The organism is Enterococcus sp. AZ067, assembly GCF_051715005.1.
Classification (GTDB): domain Bacteria; phylum Bacillota; class Bacilli; order Lactobacillales; family Enterococcaceae; genus Enterococcus_D; species Enterococcus_D casseliflavus.
In genome coordinates, this window is record NZ_JBIOSY010000001.1 from 500,662 (window position 1) to 518,205 (window position 17,544).

Here is a 17,544-nt window from a genome sequence, read left to right on the forward strand (position 1 = left end):
AGAAGGGAAGCGTCTGAAGCATGCTTTTCTGAAAAATGACCGAACCCAAAAAAGCCGTTGCGACCAATAAATGGTCACAACGGCTTTTGCTTTTTGCAAATAAGTTTAGCGTGACGTACGGCTGGCTGGATCTAAGCGGCGTTCAATAAAGCTCAATCCAAGATCCGTAATGATCGCCATCAAGGCAGTTGGTAAAGCACCGGCTAAGATGATCGATGCACCATCCGTCGCATTGGTTCCACGGATGATGATGTCCCCCAGTCCACCAGCACCAACGAAAGCCCCAATAGCGGTGATACCGATCGCCACGACTAAGGCGTTTCGAATCCCTGCCATGATCACCGAAACAGACAATGGCAATTCGATCATATACAATCGCTGCCAGCTAGTCATCCCCATCCCTTTGCCGACATCTAACGTATTGCGGTCGACTTGGCGCATGCCGGTATAGGTATTTTTGATGATCGGTAACAAAGAATAAAGGAAAATCGTTAAAATCACGACATTCACACCTAAGCCCATGCCGATCATTAAAATCGAGATCATCGCTAAAGATGGAATCGTCTGGATGATATTGGCGAAACGAATCACCCAATCTGCCAAACGCATTTTTTTAGAAATCAAGATCCCGATTGGAATACCGACGATTGAGGCAAAAAGTACCCCGTAGATTGAAATCAAGAAGTGACGAATGAACTGGGCAAAAACATAGCCGCCATTTTCTTGAAAATAGAAAAGAAATTGTTGGAATAAATTCATGTCTGCCATTTCGTCACTCTCCTTCGAAGTAATTATTTTCTTCTAAGAAACGTTCGGCAACTACCGTTGGTTCTAGAAGGTCATTATCCACTTGGTAATTCAATTCTTGCATTTTTTCGGTATCGATTTTGCCTGCTAATTTGTTCAGGGCATCGCCGATTTCAGGTGTTTCTTTCAACAATTTGTCATCGACGATCGGTGCGGCATCATAAGGCGGGAAGAAGTTTAGATCGTCTTCTAGCATCACGAGATCGTAACTGCCGATCCGGCCGTCGGTTGAGTACCCTAAAACGATATCCATTTTTCCGTTATCAACAGCATCATAGACGAGACCGATCTGCATCGGTAGGATGTTTTGGAAAGAGAACCCATAGGCTTTCTGGAAGCCATCGTACCCATCGCCGACCCGTGTGATCCACGCGGTATCGACCCCTGCAACCAATTGATCCGCGACATCTTTCAAGTCACTGACTTTTTCCAATCCGTATTCTTCGGCAGTGTCTTTCCTGACAAGAAAGACATACGTGTTATCAAAGCCGTAAGAAGGGAACCAAGTCTGTTGGTACCGTTTCTCAAATTCTGATTTGACTTTGTCAAAGGCGGCTTGCGGATCAGATTCTGGTTCCAAACCTAACGTCGTGGTCAAGTCAGTTCCTGTGTAGCGAGCAGCTGAGATCGACGCATCGCCATTCATCATCGCTTGGTGATTGATGGTCGTTGTTGCTAAGTTGTTAATGACGGTTGTGTTTTTATCCGTATAGTGTTCGACCATACCGGCAACCACCGCGCCAAGAATTTGGGCTTCGGAAGTGATGCCACCTGTGATCGCCACGGTATTCTCATCAGAAGTCGAGGCTAAACCGGGAAAGGAACAGCCGGACAGTAAAGCGACACCTAAGGAAAACAACAGCGCTAATTTTGAAGTTTTTTTCATTACGCATCCCCCCTTAAGGCAGCTGGTGTCAGTTTGTTTTCTAACAAACCCAGTAACCAGTCAGCTAATAAAGCAAAGATCGTCACTGGAATCGTCCCAGCAAAAATCAAAGGCGGTTGGTAGTTGTTTAGTCCGCTAAAGATCAAATCACCAAGTCCACCGGCGCCAATGTAAGAAGCCAAGGTAGCCCAGGCTAAAACATACACGGCCGATAAGCGGATCCCTGCCATGATCGTTGGGATCGCTAGGGGTAATTCCACACTGATGATCGACTGCAAGTTGGTCATTCCCATCCCTTTGGCAACATCGCGGTAATTCCAATCGACTTTTTTCATTCCAATGTAGGTATTTCGCAAAATCGGCAACAAGGAATAAATGAAAAGAGCGACGATAGCAGGGACTTTTCCGACACCTAAAATCGGGATCATCAATGCCAATAGCGCCAAAGAAGGCACGGTTTGCAGCGCACTGGTGATGCCGATCACGACCGTTGCTGCTTTGGGGAAACGGGTCAAGATCACACCGATCGGTACAGCAACGAGAATCCCTAAGAGCAAAGCCGCAAAGGAGATATACAAATGTTCGAGACTTTTGGTGACCAATTGGCCGCCATATTCATTAAAGAAGCTTTGCATGCGCTAGACCTCCTCAGTTTCTTCAGGTTTCGCCGACTCAATGGCTTCCATGATCGATGGCTCATCGCCCCAAATCACGTCATAAACGATATCAACTAAGGAAGCACGGGTCAAAATCCCAACTAAATGTTTGTCGGCATCTACTACTGGGACATATTTTAAGCCACGTTTTAGGATGCGTTGCAAGGTATCCCGCAACAAGGCGGTTTCACGAACGAAAAAGACATCTTTGTTCAAGATATCGCCGACACTAGTAACTTTGCCACGGTTGCGGTCGATGGATTCGACATCGATGTAGCCTTTTAGCACGTTGCTATTGTCGGTAACCAGCAAGGTATCGACCCGTTTTTCCCGCATCAAGTGAATCGCTTCTTGTAAGGATTTTTCTGGTGTGATAGCGATCGGGGTATTCAACATCACGTCTTTAACTGGCGTCGTGTCAGGTTTTGCTTGCAACAAGCGGTCTTCACCGATCAATTCTTCCACAAACGGTGTTGCTGGGTGTTGCAGAATATTTTCTGGTGTATCAAATTGAATGACTTTTCCTTCACTCATGATCACGATACGGCTAGCAAGCTTCAATGCTTCGTCCATATCATGGGTAACGAAGACGACGGTTTTTCCAAGCCGTTCTTGCAAGTCTTTAACCAAATCTTGTAAGGAGTCACGAGTGATTGGGTCTAGTGCGCCAAAAGGCTCATCCATTAAGATGACATCTTGGTCAGCTGCCAAGGCACGGACAACACCGATCCGTTGCTGTTGCCCCCCAGACAATTCATTAGGGTAACGGTCGAGCATTTCTCGTGGCAATTCCACCAAGTCGATCATGCGCTCGGCAGTTTTGTTGCGTTCTTCTTGGCTGACTTTTAACAATTTTTGAACCAATGTGATGTTTTCCCGAATCGTCATGTGGGGCATCAAACCGATGCTTTGGATCACATAGCCGATTTGACGGCGTAATTCCACTGGGTTGATCTCTGTAACGCTTTTTCCATTGATCAAGATTTTTCCTTTAGAAGGATCCGTCATACGGTTGATCATCCGCATACAAGTCGTCTTTCCGCTACCACTTGTCCCGATGAAGCAAATGAATTCGCCTTTTTCAAAGGAAAGATTCACATCTTCAACAGCGACTTTACCACCTTTGTAAATTTTGGATACCTGCTGAAACTCAATCATGATGTCACCTCTATTTTTATTTAAGCAATCTGAATAATGGCTTAGAATCTGTACTAAGTATGCCGAAAAGTCACGTGTTATTCAAATAATCTGCCCATTTTTTTCATAATTGTATAGACAAAACCGAAAATAGCGCCATAAGCAAGTCCAAATTAAGGAACGATGCATAGAGAAAAGAAGCAGCGAAAATATGTCGTTATTTTTCATTGGGAAAAGGGGTGCTTTTTTGTAGAACGCCTTGGCAGCAGTCTCTTTATTTTTTTCTAAGAAAGGGCAGAATTAAAAGCTGTTTTTTCAATTTTTATAAAAACATGCTAGAATAGAGAAGAATTTAGGGAAAGAGAGGAACAACATGCTTACAACTGAAGATTTTGATTTTGAATTACCGGAAGAACTGATCGCCCAAACGCCATTAAGTGATCGCTCAAGTTCCCGTTTATTAGTGGTTGACCGCGAGACTGGCAAATTTGAGGACAAGCACTTCTATAACATCATTGATGAATTGGCACCAGGGGATGCTTTGGTGATGAATGATACGCGGGTATTACCAGCTCGTATCTATGGCGAAAAACAAGAAACAGGTGCTCATCTGGAAACCCTTTTACTGAACAATATTGAAGGGGATACGTGGGAAACCTTGATCAAGCCAGCCAAAAGAGCCAAAGTCGGCACGAAGATCACCTTCGGCGACGGACGATTAGAGGCAGTGGTGGAAGAAGAGCTCGATCACGGCGGCCGGATCATTCGTTTTCAATACAAAGGAATCTTTTTAGAGATTCTGGAATCACTTGGCGAAATGCCGTTACCGCCTTACATCAAAGAACGGCTAGAAGACCCAGACCGCTATCAAACGGTTTATGCCAAAGAAAACGGCTCAGCTGCTGCACCGACTGCCGGCTTGCATTTTACCCCAGAATTGCTGGAGCAGATCGCAGCAAAAGGCGTCAAGCTGGTTTATCTGACTTTGCACGTTGGTTTAGGAACGTTTCGTCCAGTCAGTGTCGATAATATCGCTGATCATGAGATGCACAGCGAATTTTACCGTTTGACAGAAGAAGCTGCCGCGCAATTGAACGAGGTTCGGGCAAATGGCGGCAAGATCGTTGCAGTCGGTACGACTTCGATCCGTACGTTAGAAACCATTGGGACCAAGTTTGATGGGCAAATCAAAGCCGATAGTGGGTGGACGAGTATTTTTATCACGCCAGGCTATCAGTTTAAAATCGTGGAAGCTTTTTCTACCAACTTCCACCTACCAAAATCAACCTTAGTGATGTTAGTCAGTGCCTTTGCAGGACGCGACCTAACACTTTCTGCCTACCAGCATGCCATCGATGAGCGATATCGCTTCTTTAGCTTTGGCGATGCGATGTTCTTAAAATAAACAAAAAAACTGAGCGACGTAAGCGGCTCTTTAAGTTGAATCAATTTCTCAACTTTTAGAACTGCTTTTTTTGTCGCCCAGCTTACTACTAGAGGAAGGTATAAGTGGTGGTCGCTTTTTGTGGTCCATGCAAAGCAATGTTTCTCGAAAATTTGTTTTCATTTACAAACTTACACATGTTTCGTGTATTCCGATACAAAATGAGACGTATCATTTTTCGATATGGAAATGTTCGATCCTTGTTACGTTTTTCTTCTTGTTACTTTACACGTTTGGTACTAGGTGAAACTTGTACGTTCAACAACTTTTAGTAGATTGAGTTTGCGATATTTACGAAAACCACCAACAGAGTTGCTACCTTCCTTACACGTATACTATAACACGAAACGGAAGCGTTTGCAAAAGAAAAAGGTCGTTTTCCTCAAAAAAAAGACCGGCGAACCGATCTTTTAAGCAAGTGCTCGTTTAGGTAGATTGTCATAAAACGCTGCTTTGGTTGCACTGATGTATGGCGTCAACCATAAGTAGCCGATTCCTGCTGTCATGATGGCCAAAATGTGCCAGCCGATGAAGCTCAGATCAAGGATGAACAGTTGCCCTTTGTAGCCTCTCATTAAATGACGGCTACCTGTGATGCAGCTGAGAAAATCTGGTCGCATGCCCGTTTCTTCATAGGTATCATAAAAGACAAAATATGCTTGAGAATAAGAATAAGCTTTGATGATCCCAGGAATGATAAACAGGAACGTCCACAACGTCGTGAAAATAGTCGACAAAATATAAATGACGATGATCCCTAAAACGAAAGCACCACTGAAGCCACGAAAGACATCAGAAAAGGGTTGGATCGACTGTTTTTTACCGCGTAAAAGATCAAGGAAAGTCCAAGAGATCCCAGCACCGAATAAGGCAGAAAATAGACCGCTGATCAAACCGCCGCCGCCACTGCCACCACTTCCGCTAGCGGAATTGACTGCATCGGTAGAACCAAGATCATTGAACATACCGCTTTGATACAATGGAATAACAGTAAGGACGATAATGACGAATGCGATAGCGATCGAGATCAAAGTCGGTACAATACACATCAAAACACTGTCTTTCCAGCGTCCTCGCAGCATTGCTTTTGCTTCTGCTTTTAGTTCTCTATTTGATTTCATTTCAAAAAACCTCCCTTCAATATAAATAACATGATAGCAAACTTTCGCTAAATCTTCAAAAAAAAGTAATAGATGTTTCGCATGACTAGGAGAAAATACTCTTAGTTTCTTTAAACTTCCTTGCAAAATGTAAGGGCAACCCTTATCATAGATAGCGTTGCACAGTTAATCGAGTATAGAGAGAAAGTAGGGAAATGAATGACGGAACCAGCCATTCGTTATCGTCTGATAAAGAAAGAAAAGCATACCGGTGCCCGTTTAGGCGAATTGATCACGCCTCACGGAACCTTTCCAACGCCAATGTTCATGCCAGTCGGCACATTAGCAACGGTCAAAACCCTTGCCCCTGAAGAGTTGAAAGAAATGGGTGCAGGCGTCATTTTAAGCAATACCTATCACTTGTGGTTACGTCCAGGAGAAGACATTGTTGCAGAAGCAGGCGGCTTACATAAATTTATGAATTGGGATCAACCGATCTTAACAGATTCAGGTGGCTTCCAAGTCTTTTCATTAGCCGAAATGCGCAACATCGTCGAAGAAGGTGTCCATTTCAAAAACCATTTGAATGGGTCGAAAATGTTTTTATCTCCTGAAAAAGCGATTGATATCCAAAACAAATTAGGGTCAGATATCATGATGAGTTTTGATGAGTGTCCGCCATTTGATGAAAGCTATGACTACGTCAAAAAATCGGTGGAACGGACGTCTCGCTGGGCGGAGCGTGGCTTGAAAGCCCATGCCAATCCAGATCGTCAAGGCTTGTTTGGGATCATTCAAGGTGCAGGCTTTGAAGACTTGCGCAAGCAAAGTGCCCAAGACTTGATCAGTATGGACTTCCCAGGGTATTCCATCGGCGGCCTGTCAGTTGGCGAACCAAAAGCGGAAATGAATCGCGTGTTGGAATTTACGACTCCTTGGATTCCAGAAAACAAACCACGTTACCTGATGGGCGTTGGGGCAGCTGACTCCTTGATCGATGGCGTGATTCGCGGTGTCGATATGTTCGACTGCGTTTTACCAACACGGATCGCAAGAAACGGTACCTGCATGACTTCAAAAGGTCGTTTAGTCGTGAAAAATGCGCAATATGCCCGTGACTTTCGACCAATTGACGAGAAGTGTGATTGCTATACATGTAAAAACTATTCTCGTGCGTACATCCGCCACTTGATCAAATGTGATGAAACCTTTGGTATGCGTTTGACGTCTTACCACAATGTCTACTTCTTATTGAATCTGATGAAAAATGTCCGTCAAGCCATCATGGATGACAACTTGTTGGAGTTCCGTGAGCATTTTATTGAAGAGTATGGGTTCAACAAGGAAAATGCGAGGAATTTCTAACATTCTCTACTAAAATGGTGGGAATAATAGAGGAATTCTGATAAAGTATCTTATAGGAAAGAAAATAAATCGAGGTGAAAAAAATGGCACAATCTTTACCAATGCTCTTTATGCTGGTTGCTTTAGTGGCAATGTGGTTCTTTATGAGTCGTTCACAAAAGAAACAACAGCAAGAGCGTAAAAATCTTTTAGAAAATATGAAAGCTGGCGATGAAGTCGTAACCATCGGCGGACTCCACGGCGTTCTTTCTGAAGTCAACACAGAAAAAAGCACCGTGATCATCGACTGTGAAGGAATTTTCTTAGAGTTTGATCGTTCAGCGATCCGCACAGTGAAACCTGGAACTGTTGCATCCGTTGAAACACAAATCGAACCAGCTGATGTCGAAGACGCAACGAGCATCCAAGACGAAACCAAAGAATAAGCACAAACGCACCGTCGCTTTCTCAGAAGCGATGGTGCATTTTTTTAGTAGTCGGACAGTTTCTAAAATAAAACAAGCACCGCAGCAAAACAGAGATCGCTCGTTTTGCTGCGGTGCTTTGATTGCCTTCGTTACTCGATCGGAATCAGTTTCTTTGACGCTTGTTTGCCTTGGTCTTTTGGCAACGTCAATTTCAAAATTCCTTCAGCGTAAGAGGCTTTGATTTCATCCTCTTTGACGTTTTCTAACAGGTATTGCCGCCGAACGCTTGTCAAGCTGCGCTCGCTGCGAACCAGACGTCCTTTTTCATCTTCGGTCGCATGATCCGTCTGGTGTTGTCCCGTAATCGTTAAAACCCCATTTTCATAGGTTACTTGAATATTTTCCTTAGGGATGCCAGGCAGTTCTGCTTCAACGAGAAATTCCTTGTCATTCTCGTGAATATCGGTTTTGATCAGGTTCGATGGAAACCCATCAAAAAAACTGCGGCCAAAATCTTCAAAGAAATCAAAAGGTGTCATACTGTATGAATCTGAGCGGCGTGGCACAATCTCATGTGTCATAAGAATCATCCTTTCTTTATTCTTTTGTTTTTACACTTTTTATTTTATTCATTTTTTAGCGAATTTCAAGTGATTTACTCGCTTTAAAAAAATCTTAAAAAACCTTTGATACCAACGTTTTACTCCTTGATTTTGGCGTGTTTTTACATTGCTTCGTTCCTGTTTTTCCCCTCATTTCGCCTGCTTTTTCTGCGTGACAGTATATACTTAATGATATATACTAAAAGCGAAGTGGAGGAGGAAAAACATGGCACGTTATAGAAAACGAATGCTTGTTGCTTTGATCTATGCATTGCTGTCGTCGATTGCCCTAAATCTCTTTTGGCTGCCGGGAAATATTTATGCGAGTGGGATCACTGGTTTGTCGCAATTGCTGTCGCAGCTTTTAGATGAGCAGTTGAATCTGCAGCTTTCGATCCCGCTTTTGGTGCTTTTTTTTAATGCGCCATTGTTAGCGGTTGCTTGGGTCAAAATCGATCGAGAATTTACCATCATGACGGTTTGTACCGTCGTCCTGTCTTCTGTTATGATGAAGGTGGTCCCGGTCATTGCTTTAACGACCGATCCGGTGATCTGTGCCGTGTTTGGCGGATTGCTGCACGGGGTGTCGGTGGGCTTGACATTGAACGACGATTTTTCAACGGGTGGGCTTGACATTTTAGGGATTTTAGTGAAAAAAGCCACTGGTAGAAGTATCGGCAGTTTCTTTATCGGCTTCAATGTCAGTTTGCAGCTAGCAGCTGGGCTGATCTTTGGCTGGCCTTATGCTTTTTATAGTGCTATTTCCTTCTTCATCAGTGGGCGGATGGTCGACTACGTCAACCTGAAGCAGCGGCGTGTACAGCTGCTGGTCGTTACAGAAAAAGCAGAACCCGTCATTACGACGTTGCAATGTGCCTTGCAGCGAGGCATCACGGTCATCAACGATGTCGAAGGTGGATTTGATCATCAACAGAAAAAACTATTATTACTGGTCATTTCCCATAGAGAACTCAAGACCGTCGAAGGCATGATCCAAGGAATCGATGAACAAGCGTTTGTCAGTGTTTCTTCTGGCGTCAGTGCCAATCGATCGTTTTATGAATGGTAGCAAAGTGAAAGAAAGTAGGAGAGACGTTGAAAAAACAAGCAGTATTTCAAGAAGTTGCCCAGCAGATTGCGCAACGGGTTCATGAAGGTACGTACGTGACGAGCCAAAAGCTTCCTTCCGATTATGATTTAGCAGAGGAATTTCAGTGCAGCCGTTTAACGGTGCGCAAAGCCATCGATCTATTGATTGGCCAGAATTTGTTAGTGAAAGAAAAAGGCAAAGGAACCTATGTCATGAAACAGCCCAAGATCCAAAGCGGCTCTGGCGGGCTCCAAAGTTTTACCGAGACCGCCAAAATCCAAGGGAAAAAGACCCGTACGGAAGTTTTGCATATCGAAACCGTCAAAGAGCTCCCGATAGAGATTGGTCAGCTGTTTGGCGATTACGCCAAGGAACCGATCGTTTATTTGGTGCGCTTGCGCTACTTTGATGATGAGCCGATGACGGTGGAAAATCTTTACGTACTGAAACGCTATCTGCAAGAAGACACCGCAGAACTCACGAAAGCTCAATTAGAGTCGTCTTTGTATCAAGTCATTGAAGCCAACATCGAGATTGGTTATTCCCATCAAGAGGTGGAAGCTGTGAAAAGTCCTGCCGATATTGCGAAACTTTTACAGGTGCCTCAAGAGGAACCGATGCTTTTGGTCCATTCGATGACCTATTCCGCATCAGCCAAACCGATCTTATACGATATATCCTATTACCGAGCAGACAAATATACCTTCAAAAATACATTAGTGCGTCAAAAATAAAATCAATCCTTTAGAGGTGAAGACAATGGATCCACTCACAGCAAGTATTGAAGCCAATTGGTCAGAATTTCTCACGCTTTTGAGCGAGGTGATGCAGATCGCAAGCGTCAAAGGTGAGCCGGCGCCTCATGCGCCTTATGGCACAGGACCACGAGAAGTGTTAGCATACGTCATGGAAAAAAGCGCAGCATACGGGTTTCAAACAACGGTCATTGATGATGCGATCGGCTATGCCCATTGGGGACCAACAGATACCGACTATATCGGTGTGTTAGGACACTTGGATGTCGTCTCGGCAGGTTCTGGCTGGAGCTACCCACCGTTTGCACTAACTGAAAAAGACGGCAACTTTTATGGCCGAGGGATCTTAGATAACAAAGGCCCGATCATCAGCTGTTTGTTTGCCATGAAATTATTGAAAGACCTTGGTCATCAACCGCAATTACCGCTGCGGATCATTTTCGGTACAGATGAAGAAAGCGGCATGTCGGATATCCCGCATTATCTAGTGGTTGAGCAGCCACCGCGTTTTGGTTTTACGCCAGACTGCAAGTATCCAGTGGTTTACGGCGAACGGGGTGTCGTCAATGTGCAACTTGATTTTCCATTGCCCGTCCAAGAACAGCAGCTGTTAGCTGCGTTTTCTGGCGATCAATTCCGCGATCATGTGCCAGACCACCTATCGGTAACCGTAGGCAGCCAGTCCTTTGAAGCACTAGGCAAACGCTCCCCTAGCAATGCCCCTGAGCTAGGGGACAATGCCATTACAAAACTTGCGCAGCAAGCGGCACCGCAACTGGCGGCGACACCGTCATTGCAAGCAGCTTTGCAGTGGATCACCCAAAGTTTTCACCAGCAGCACTATGGCGAAGGCATTGATTTGGTACTAGAAGATGCCGACTCAGGAAAATTGATCTTGACCCCTGTGGTTCTCCAAAAATCCGCCAGTGGACTAGCGTTAGAAGTGGCCTTTCGCTATCCTGTATCGGTAACGGAGGAACAAGTGCTCGCTGGGGTGCAAAAGGCATTGCCAAAAGGGGCAAGCCTTACGATCCTTCGCAGCATTCCAGGGTTCTGCCGATCAAAAGATGCCCCCGAAATCCAAAAGCTATCGACAATCTATCACCAAGTAACGGGCAATGATCCAACCCCCGTGACGACTACAGGAGCAACCTACGCCCGCAAGATGCCAAACATCCTTGCTTTTGGTCCGTCTTTTCCAGGGCAAAAAGGGATCGCTCATAACCAAGATGAGTACATGGCGGTTGCCGATCTACGGACGAATCTTGAAATTTATTTGCGCAGCTTACAAGCACTGACAAAATAAGCGAAGACACGAACGAAGAAGAGTTTTTCCAATTTTTTTGAGAAACTCTTTTTTTAGTATAGACATACTAGTATATACCGTATAGAATATACTTGAAAGCGCTATGAAAAATGGAGGGATATTTATGTGGGGAATGATTGCTACATGGCGGATGGCACACGATGGCGTGCTCGCTGCTAAAGCAATATTAGAGCAACAAGGCTCCTGCCAAGATGCAGTAGAAACAGCCATTAAAGCAGTGGAAGATTATCCATTTTATAAATCGGTGGGGTATGGCGGACTGCCAAACGAAGAAGGCGTGTTGGAAATGGACGCTGCCTTCATGGATGGTGATACCTTCAAAATTGGTGCCGTCGCTGGGATCGTCGATGTGGAAAATCCTATTTCCGTGGCACGCAGCCTAAGTGAGGAAAAATTCAATAGTTTTCGGATCGGCCAAGGAGCGGTCGCTTATGCGCTTGCCGAAGGATTCCAGCCCAAAGAGATGCTGACACCGCGAGCCAAAACCATTTGGGAAAAGCGCAAAGCAGAGATCGCTGCCAACAACCTCGATCCCTATGACGGCCACGATACAGTGGGAGTAGTTGCGCTGGATGAACACCAAAGCATGGCAGCAGGAACCTCTAGTTCTGGTTTATTTATGAAAAAAAGCGGTCGTGTTGGCGATTCACCTTTATCTGGATCTGGTTTTTATGTGGATAGTGAAATCGGCGGTGCCGCTGCCACAGGGTTAGGGGAAGACTTGATGAAAGGCTGCCTTTCCTACGAGATCGTCCGTTTGATGGGAGAAGGGCTAGCACCGCAAGAAGCATGTGATCAAGCCGTTTACGACTTTGAAGCGCGATTGAAGAAGCGCTACGGCAAAGCCGGCGCCTTCTCGCTGATCGCCTTAGATAAACAGGGTCGCTGGGGGGTGGCAACCAATGTAGAATTTACCTTTAGTGTCGCAACCACCAATCAAGAGCCTGCTATTTTTATGGCAACGCCAGGACCTGAGCAGACAACCGTGATCGAACCCATCACGAAAGAATGGTTGGAGGCGTATGAAGAACGGATCAAAGCACCAGTTTGATCAAGGAATCAACCAGCTTTACCATGAAAGACACAAGATGAAAGGAAGAATGGAATGTTCAATAAAATTGAAAATATTTTGATGCCTCTGGCAGTCAAACTCGGACAAAATAAAGTCTTGATCGCTGTACGCGATGGTTTTTTAATCACAACGCCGCTGGTAATCGTTGGCTCGATCTTCTTGCTGTTTGCCAATTTCCCGATACCAGGATGGTCAGAATTTTGGGCAGGTCTTTTTGGCAGCGGGTGGGAATCATGGGTGACTAGAGTTTCCGGTTCTGTCTTTAATACGGTCGGTTTTTTCTCCTGCTTAGGAACAGCCTATGCCTACGGAAGAGAAAAGAAGACCGACCCAATCCAAGCAGCTGCCGTTGCCGTCATCGCCTTTTTGATCTTAACGCCGAATAAATTGGTAGTTGAAGGCGTTGCGGACCCAATAAGCGGGCTTTCTTTCAATCATTTAGGAACAAACGGTATTTTTGTCGGCTTGCTGACAGCGATCCTTTCTGTTGAAATCTATGCCTATACAACGAAAAAAGGGTGGACGATCAAAATGCCAGATGGGGTTCCGCCTGCTGTTACAAAATCATTTGCCGCATTGATTCCGAGTGCCCTCGTTATGCTTTTATTCTTTATTATCAACATTTTATTTGGATTGACCGCGTATGGTACCGTACATGACTTTATTTTTAATGTCTTGCAAATGCCTCTCAAGGGAGCGGGCAATACCTTGACTGCCCAATTGATTTACAGTCTGGCATGTACGATTTTCTGGTTCTTCGGCATCAATGGTCCAGCAGTCGCCAATTCCGTCTTTTCACCGATTTTGCGTATTTTAACGATGGAAAATCTAGATGCATTTCAAGCGGGACAAGCGTTACCGAATATCTTTACCGATCCATTTTCAAACTTCTTTACCAATTTTGGCGGCGGCGGTTCGACGTTGTCACTAGTCATCATCATGGTGCTGTTTTGTAAATCAAAACGAATCAAAGAATTAGGGAAACTTTCACTAGTGCCGGGGATTTTCGGGATCAATGAACCAATCATTTTCGGCTTGCCGGTCGTATTGAACCCAATTATCATTATTCCCTTTATTGCCGTGCCGATGATCAATCTTTTGCTGTCGACTCTCGTAACGAATCTTGGATTGATTCCTTATACAACAGGGGTATCTTTACCATGGACAACTCCGATCGGTTTTTCCGGCTACTTGAGTACCGGTAGTCTGGTAGCGTCAATCTGGCAGTTTGTTTTGTTAGCCATTGGATGCTTGATCTATTATCCGTTTATTATGACGCTGGACAAACAATATCTGAAGGAAGAACGTGAAGCAGAAAAAGCCAAAAATGACGCTTTGGAATTATCTTTTGATGATCTTTCCATCGATCATTTGCTTTAGAAAGGATGCAACCATGAAAATTATTTTTCTATTAGATCAGATTCAAGCAGGATTAGGCGGCAAGGAGCATGGTGATCAGCCGCTTGGCGGACAAAAAACGGCGATCGGATCAGTCAAAATGTTTGAGAAATTGCTGAAACAAAAGGAAATCGATGTTCTCGCCACTATTTATTGCGGAGATGACTATTATTTACAAAATCCGAAAGAATCGTCACTAAAAATTGCTGCTATGGCTCAAAAACTCGGAGCAGATGCGGTCTTATGCGGACCTTGTTTCAACTATGAAAAGTATGGCGAGATGGCTGCCCAAACAGCGCAGATCATTGAAGAAAAAGTACAGATCCCAGCAGTTGCCGCCATGTCGCCAGAGTGCCAGCAGGCAATTGAAACATATAAAGACCAAGTCACTATCGTGAAGATGCCGAAAAAAGGCGGTACTGGATTGACCGAGGCAATGAATGATATGCTGACGCTTTGCCAAATGAAAGCAGCACACCAAGAGATCACTGCCTTCGCTGAACAGCATTGCTATTAGAAAGGGCGAGAATATGGAAGAATTAATGCGTCAGTTAGAAGAAGTCGTTTATACACCTGGTGTTTCCGGACGAGAAAAGCCGATAGCCGCATTACTGGCAAAAAAGTATGCGCCTTATTGCGATGAAATCATCTACGATAATCTAGGATCTATTTATGCCGTCATTCGATCAGAAAGACCGGCGGCTCCTAAAGTGCTGGTGAGCGCTCATATGGATGAAGCAGGCTTTTTCGTGAAAAAAATCGAAGCAAATGGACTGATCCGCGGACTCATCATGGGAAAAATCGAAGCCAACAGCTTGCTGGGGCAAGAAGTTCGGCTAATCACCCGTAGCGGTGAAAAGTATTTTGGGGTGGTTTTAGGCATCGATAAAGACAATCATGGCAAAAGTCAAAAAGATGAAGTACTGTTGGATTTTGGTTTTTCATCAAAAGATGCGGTTTTAGCGGAGGAAATCACTTTAGGCGACATGGTGACCTTTGCGCCGAAAATGAAAGAAACCAGCAATGGACAAGCATGGATTGCGTCCAATTGGAACGGGCGCATCAATGTTAGTCAAACCATTGATTTAGTCAAAACAATGGCAGCTGCTAGTGTCAAATTGCCCTACGATCTGATGATCGGCTGTACGGTGCAGGAACAAGTCGGTACCAGAGGAGCTCAGACAGCAGCCAATGTAACAGCACCGGATTTTACGATCGTTCTTGATACTGCCCAGGCAATGGATTACCAAAACGAACAAGAAGATCAGCAAGGTTTTTTGGGTAAAGGCCTTCTGCTGACGTATTACAATCCGACCGTTCTGCCAAATCGCTTGCCGCTGGAGCGGTTGAAAGCAGTTTGTCAAACTGCGAATCTGCCCTGTCAGAGTTATTTTTCCTTTGAAGCATCAGATGGGGCTTGGTTCAACAAATTGCGTACCGGATGTCCTATTTTGTTAGCGAGTTTGTCTGTGCGAAACAAGAACACTGCTTCTCAAGTCGTTGCCCGCCTCGACTATGAAACAGCACTGCAAGCATTGGCGCGTTTTTTGACTGAGCTTGACGAAGAAGCAATCCGTTCTTTCAAAGAAGAAAACCGCTAGGAGACGATTTTAATGACAAATCAAACAATAGATATTCAGCTTCTGAAAGCCCTAAGTGAAGCTGATGGGATAGGCGGGCGGGAAAAAGAAGTGTCTCGTATCGTCAAAGCATATACACAGCCATATGTTGATGACTTGTTCTATGATGCCTTAGGTTCGCTGATCCTCGTCAAAAAAAGCACACAGAAAAATGCACCGAAAGTCATGCTTTCTGCTCACATGGATGAGGTAGGTTTTATGGTAAAAGAAATCACAGATGCGGGCTATCTAAAACTTCTGCCGGTAGGCGGATGGTGGGGACACGTCATGCCGGCACAGGAAATGCGTGTCACCACAGTATCTGGAGAGAAATTTGTGGGCGTCATCGGAAGCCGTGCGCCTCATGGTATGCCGACAGACGAGAAAAACAAAGTCATTCCGGCAAATCGTTTTTACTTAGACCTCGGTGTGGCCTCGGCAGAAGCTGTAAAAGATCTGGGGATCGCCATTGGGGATATGGTCACGCCGCATACGATGTTTCGTGAAATGAATGATCCTGATTTTTTGCTGGGTAAAGCTTGGGATGATCGCGTTTGCGTAGCAGCTTGTATCGAAGTAATGAAAAACATAGCTTCTTCAGAATTGGCAGTGGATGTTTATTTTGCTGCTACAACTCAAGAAGAAGTCGGTATTCGCGGTGCACGCACGGCCGCACACCAAATCAAACCGGATTTAGCGATCGCATTGGATGTGACGACAGCTGAAGATACCTTGTTTGATCAGGGCGGATTGACATTAGGCGGAGGGACCGTGCTTTCCGTACTTGATTCATTGACGATCGGCAATCCCGGTCTTGTGGCAAAAATGGAAGAACTCGCTTTTGAGCAGCAGCTATCTTTCCGACACGATTTTATGACTGTTGGCGGCACCGATGCCTGCAATATCCATAAAGCAATGAAAGGCATCCCAGCAATGACCCTGTCGATCCCCACCCGCTATATGCATTCTTCCCGCTTGGTAATTCATAAAGAAGATTATCGTCAAACCATTCACTTGCTATGCGCCTTCTTGAATGTACTTTCAGCTTCCGATATTCGTGAATTTAAAGAATCGGCGGGGGTTTTTCCTTCAGGCGATTAGGCAATTAATAGAAGACTGCTGGCGATAGAGGATTCGTCAGCAGTCTTTTTGGTTCATCGACTAGGAATGCAAAAGCAGCGGATTAAGCCAAACTTGGCAATCTGTTGCTTCTTGCTTCTGGAAGATATATGATCAATAAAAGGAGTTGAGAAGATGTACCATACCGCATTTGGAGTATATGGAATTTTGTTTCAAGGCAACTGCTTGGCCGTCATCAAAAAGAAGGCGGGACCTTATCAAAACCGCTATGATTTGCCAGGCGGCAGCATGGAGGCAGGTGAATTGCTGGAAGACACGCTGTGCCGAGAATTTAAAGAAGAAACCGGCATGACCGTCACTAGCTATCATCAATTAGGAACAATTAATTTTCTCTATCCTTGGCGATACAAAGAGACAACAATGAACAATCATATCTGTGTTTTTTATCAAATCGAAGAAACAGCAGGAGCACCAATTTCACATGCCCCGCAGTTTGATGGACAAGATTCGTTAGGCTGTGTCTTTTTGCCGCTGGAACAATTTCACGCCGCCAATGCCTCACCGCTAGTGTTGAAGGCTTGTGAGTACGGACGTAAAAAACAATTCATTGAGAAAGGGCAGCGGATTACGGAATGGTCCGTTTTAAGTAAGCCACATGTTCACGAATCTTTATAAATAATTTAGATATTGTTCAATATAACACATTAATTTTTCTTACTGCCTAGGACAGTTTTTTCAAGGAATATTGCAGTGAAAAACGATGAAAACGCTTAATTTAATGGGAGTTTTATAAAACTGT

The 17,544-nt window shown here is 44.7% G+C and carries 18 protein-coding genes; 12 read left to right on the forward strand and 6 right to left on the reverse strand.

From position 1 onward, the window contains the following. Positions 1-105: 105 nt before the first annotated feature. From IGI82_RS02355 to IGI82_RS02370, 4 genes are read right to left on the reverse strand one after another with little or no spacing between them, the layout of a single operon-like run. On the reverse strand, positions 106-768 hold the full coding sequence (locus IGI82_RS02355) for an ABC transporter permease (RefSeq protein ID WP_005227316.1): 663 nt from the start codon (positions 766-768) through the stop codon (positions 106-108). 4 nt (positions 769-772) lie between these two features. Next, positions 773-1,693 carry an osmoprotectant ABC transporter substrate-binding protein gene (locus tag IGI82_RS02360; RefSeq protein ID WP_438841752.1) on the reverse strand — a complete coding sequence of 307 codons (921 nt, stop codon included), beginning with the start codon at positions 1,691-1,693 and terminating at the stop codon, positions 773-775. Beyond that, positions 1,693-2,328, reverse strand: a complete 636-nt coding sequence (locus IGI82_RS02365) for an ABC transporter permease (RefSeq protein ID WP_016609633.1) — start codon at positions 2,326-2,328, stop codon at positions 1,693-1,695. The genes IGI82_RS02360 and IGI82_RS02365 overlap by 1 nt, the downstream gene beginning before the upstream one ends. A gap of 3 nt (positions 2,329-2,331) precedes the next feature. Further along, positions 2,332-3,507, reverse strand: coding sequence for a betaine/proline/choline family ABC transporter ATP-binding protein (locus IGI82_RS02370; RefSeq protein WP_005227327.1), 1,176 nt, complete (start codon positions 3,505-3,507; stop codon positions 2,332-2,334). A 352-nt stretch (positions 3,508-3,859) separates the two neighbouring features. On the opposite strand from IGI82_RS02370, the gene queA reads away from it, so the two are divergent. Further along, on the forward strand, positions 3,860-4,891 hold the full coding sequence (gene queA, locus IGI82_RS02375; RefSeq protein ID WP_438841753.1) for a tRNA preQ1(34) S-adenosylmethionine ribosyltransferase-isomerase QueA: 1,032 nt from the start codon (positions 3,860-3,862) through the stop codon (positions 4,889-4,891). Positions 4,892-5,340: 449 nt separating this feature from the next. Here the strand turns inward: queA and IGI82_RS02380 are convergent, their stop codons facing one another. Then, a complete protein-coding gene (locus tag IGI82_RS02380) occupies positions 5,341-6,051 on the reverse strand; it encodes a DUF975 family protein (protein ID WP_010748743.1) in 711 nt (236 codons plus the stop codon). Between the two features lie 198 nt (positions 6,052-6,249). Here IGI82_RS02380 and tgt point away from each other — a divergent pair, with 198 nt between their 5' ends. Both tgt and yajC read left to right on the forward strand, forming a co-directional pair. Beyond that, complete coding sequence (gene tgt / locus IGI82_RS02385; RefSeq protein ID WP_005227333.1) at positions 6,250-7,395, forward strand: tRNA guanosine(34) transglycosylase Tgt; 1,146 nt, start codon at positions 6,250-6,252, stop codon at positions 7,393-7,395. 83 nt (positions 7,396-7,478) lie between these two features. Further along, entirely contained in the window at positions 7,479-7,820 is a 342-nt protein-coding gene (yajC, locus tag IGI82_RS02390; protein WP_005232170.1) for a preprotein translocase subunit YajC, read from the forward strand. 131 nt (positions 7,821-7,951) lie between these two features. Here the strand turns inward: yajC and IGI82_RS02395 are convergent, their stop codons facing one another. Continuing rightward, positions 7,952-8,383 carry an Hsp20/alpha crystallin family protein gene (locus IGI82_RS02395; RefSeq protein WP_005227339.1) on the reverse strand — a complete coding sequence of 144 codons (432 nt, stop codon included), beginning with the start codon at positions 8,381-8,383 and terminating at the stop codon, positions 7,952-7,954. A 247-nt stretch (positions 8,384-8,630) separates the two neighbouring features. Here IGI82_RS02395 and IGI82_RS02400 point away from each other — a divergent pair, with 247 nt between their 5' ends. From IGI82_RS02400 to IGI82_RS02440, 9 genes are all read left to right on the forward strand, one after another. Then, a complete protein-coding gene (locus IGI82_RS02400; RefSeq protein ID WP_005227341.1) occupies positions 8,631-9,473 on the forward strand; it encodes a YitT family protein in 843 nt (280 codons plus the stop codon). A gap of 26 nt (positions 9,474-9,499) precedes the next feature. Then, positions 9,500-10,228, forward strand: coding sequence for a GntR family transcriptional regulator, LSA1692 subfamily (locus IGI82_RS02405; protein WP_005227344.1), 729 nt, complete (start codon positions 9,500-9,502; stop codon positions 10,226-10,228). 25 nt (positions 10,229-10,253) lie between these two features. Next, entirely contained in the window at positions 10,254-11,555 is a 1,302-nt protein-coding gene (locus tag IGI82_RS02410; protein ID WP_438841754.1) for a Sapep family Mn(2+)-dependent dipeptidase, read from the forward strand. Positions 11,556-11,679: 124 nt separating this feature from the next. Continuing rightward, positions 11,680-12,627 carry a N(4)-(beta-N-acetylglucosaminyl)-L-asparaginase gene (locus IGI82_RS02415; RefSeq protein WP_005227347.1) on the forward strand — a complete coding sequence of 316 codons (948 nt, stop codon included), beginning with the start codon at positions 11,680-11,682 and terminating at the stop codon, positions 12,625-12,627. 54 nt (positions 12,628-12,681) lie between these two features. Next, positions 12,682-14,028 (forward strand): PTS sugar transporter subunit IIC, encoded by a 1,347-nt coding sequence (locus IGI82_RS02420; protein ID WP_010748749.1) that lies wholly within the window; start codon positions 12,682-12,684, stop codon positions 14,026-14,028. Positions 14,029-14,041: 13 nt separating this feature from the next. Then, positions 14,042-14,563, forward strand: coding sequence for a GrdB-related putative oxidoreductase (locus IGI82_RS02425; protein ID WP_010748750.1), 522 nt, complete (start codon positions 14,042-14,044; stop codon positions 14,561-14,563). A 13-nt stretch (positions 14,564-14,576) separates the two neighbouring features. Continuing rightward, complete coding sequence (locus IGI82_RS02430) at positions 14,577-15,647, forward strand: M42 family metallopeptidase (protein ID WP_438841755.1); 1,071 nt, start codon at positions 14,577-14,579, stop codon at positions 15,645-15,647. Positions 15,648-15,659: 12 nt separating this feature from the next. After that, the gene (locus IGI82_RS02435; protein WP_271771210.1) at positions 15,660-16,766 is read left to right on the forward strand and encodes a M42 family metallopeptidase; all 1,107 of its coding nucleotides are present in this window, start codon (positions 15,660-15,662) and stop codon (positions 16,764-16,766) included. A gap of 153 nt (positions 16,767-16,919) precedes the next feature. Continuing rightward, positions 16,920-17,420, forward strand: a complete 501-nt coding sequence (locus IGI82_RS02440; protein WP_087626854.1) for an NUDIX hydrolase — start codon at positions 16,920-16,922, stop codon at positions 17,418-17,420. Positions 17,421-17,544: the final 124 nt, after the last annotated feature.